This window comes from Spongiactinospora gelatinilytica (assembly GCF_003236385.1).
GTDB classification, from domain to species: domain Bacteria; phylum Actinomycetota; class Actinomycetes; order Streptosporangiales; family Streptosporangiaceae; genus Spongiactinospora; species Spongiactinospora gelatinilytica.
In genome coordinates, this window is record NZ_POUA01000654.1 from 1 (window position 1) to 2,063 (window position 2,063).

Annotated in this window: 1 protein-coding gene; it reads right to left on the reverse strand. The window is 70.8% G+C overall.

The features are described from left to right. The coding region (locus tag C1I98_RS38265) for a transglycosylase domain-containing protein (protein WP_233508554.1) at nt 1–2,038 on the reverse strand (2,038 nt) is incomplete at its 3' end. Between the last annotated feature and the right edge of the window lie 25 nt (nt 2,039–2,063).

Sequence of the window (2,063 nt, forward strand, 5' to 3'; positions counted from 1 at the left end):
GGCGGCGGGTCTCCTCGGGGCCGGGCGGTTCCTCGCTGGTGGGCGGCTCGGTGGGCTGCTCCGTCGGGTCCACGGTCGGCTCGGGGGTGCCCGGCTCGGTCGGCAGGGGGTCGGTCGGCTCCGGCCGCCGGGGGTAGTCGTCGTCGGACTCGCCCTCGTCCCAGTACGGCTCGTCCTCGTCGTCGTAGTCTTCGACGTAACCGCGGTTGGACGGGTCGGGGAACTCCTTGACCGGCTGGCCCTCCATCGCCTCGGTCATGAACGCCCGCCAGACCCGGGCCGGCAGCGCGCCGCCGTAGAGCTCGCCGTACCCGGGGACGACCAGCGGCTTGTTGTCGTCGCGGAACATGTTGACCGTGGTGGAGAGCTGCGGGGTGAACCCCGCGAACCAGGCGGCGATCGACTTGTCGGCGGTGCCGGTCTTGCCGGCCACCGGGCGGTCCCAAAGCCGCGCCGCGCCGCCGGTGCCGCCCTCGACGACCTGGGTCATCGCGTAGGTGGCGTCGGCGGCGGCCTGCTCGGAGAACGCGCGCCGCGCGGTGGGCACGACCTCGGTGGTCTTGCCGTCGGCGTCGGTCACCGAGCGGATGACGTGGGCCTCCTGGTGCATGCCGTTCGCGGCGAAGGTGCCGAAACCGGACGCCTGCTGCACGGCGCTGAGCGAGGCCACGCCGATCGGGAACGTGGCCGCGGACCTGTGCGGGTCGATCTGCGCGGCGGGCAGCCCGGACGCCTTGGCCACCTCGGCGATCTTGTCCAGGCCGACCTTCTCGCCCAGGTCGACGAACGCGGTGTTGATCGAGTTTCGGGTCGCGGTGACCAGGTTGACCATGCCGTAGGAGGTGCCGCCGGAATTCTCCACCGGGCGGGAGGCGACCGTCATGGGCGAGTTGCCGTTGACCCGGGTCTCCAGCCCGTAGCCGTTCTCCAGGGCGGCGGCCAGCGCGTACGGCTTGAACGTGGACCCGGCCTGGACCTTGGCCGAAAAGGCGTTGTCGTACTGCTGGGAGGTCTTGTACCGGCCGCCGTGGAAGGCCAGGACCTCGCCGGTCGCCGGATCGACTGCGGCCAGCCCGGTGCGGATCTTCTTGGGCAGCGAGTCGGGCAGCGTGGAGGTGACGGCCTTCTCCGCGGCGGCCATCAGGCCCTTGTCGAAGGTCGTGGTGACCTTCAGCCCGGCCTGGTTGATGTCCTCGTCGTCGTAGCCGCGCCGGGCCAGCTCGGCGCGCACCTGGACGAGCATGTAGTTGTCCTGGCCCTTGGGGGTCAGCGTGCTCTTGGTCGCGGCGAGCTTCGGGAAGCGCTGCGCGGCGGCCTGCTCGGGGGTGATCGCACGCATCTGCGCCATCGCGCCCAGCACCCACCGCCAGCGGCCGGTCACCTCGGTCAGCGCCTCGCCCTTGGGGGCGGCGAACCGGGTGGGCTGCTGGATGACCGCGGCCAGGTAGGCGCCCTGGGCGATGGACAGCTTGTCGACGTCCTTGCCGAAGTACGCCTGGGCGGCGGCCTGGACGCCCCACGCGCCCCGGCCGAAGTAGATCGTGTTGAGGTACTGCTGGAGCACCCAGTCCTTGGACTTCGACTGGTCCACCTTGAGCGCGACCATGATCTCTTTGAACTTGCGCCCGATCGAGCGCTCCTGGTCCAGGCCGCTGTAGTAGTTGCGGACCATCTGCTGGGTGATCGTGGACCCGCCCTGCACCTGCTTGCCGGTGACGGTGGACCAGACCGCCCGCGCGGTGCCGCGCAGCGAGACGCCGGTGTCCTGGTAGAAGGAGCGGTTCTCGGCGGCGATCACCGCGTCGCGCACATGCTCGGGCACCCGCTCCAGCTTGACGGTCTTGCGGTTGACGCCCTGCTTGGCCAGGACGGTCTTGCCGTCTCTGTAGTAGATCACCGAGCCCTGCGCCACGGCCTGCTTCTGGGCCGCCTCAGGGATCGGCGTCAACGCCCAGGCCACGGCGAACAGCACCACCGCCGCCCCGATGCCCGCGCCCAGCGCGATGAGCGCGGACCGCAGAACACGCCGTTTCCGCATCCCTTTCTCCCCAGCCTCCCGCATG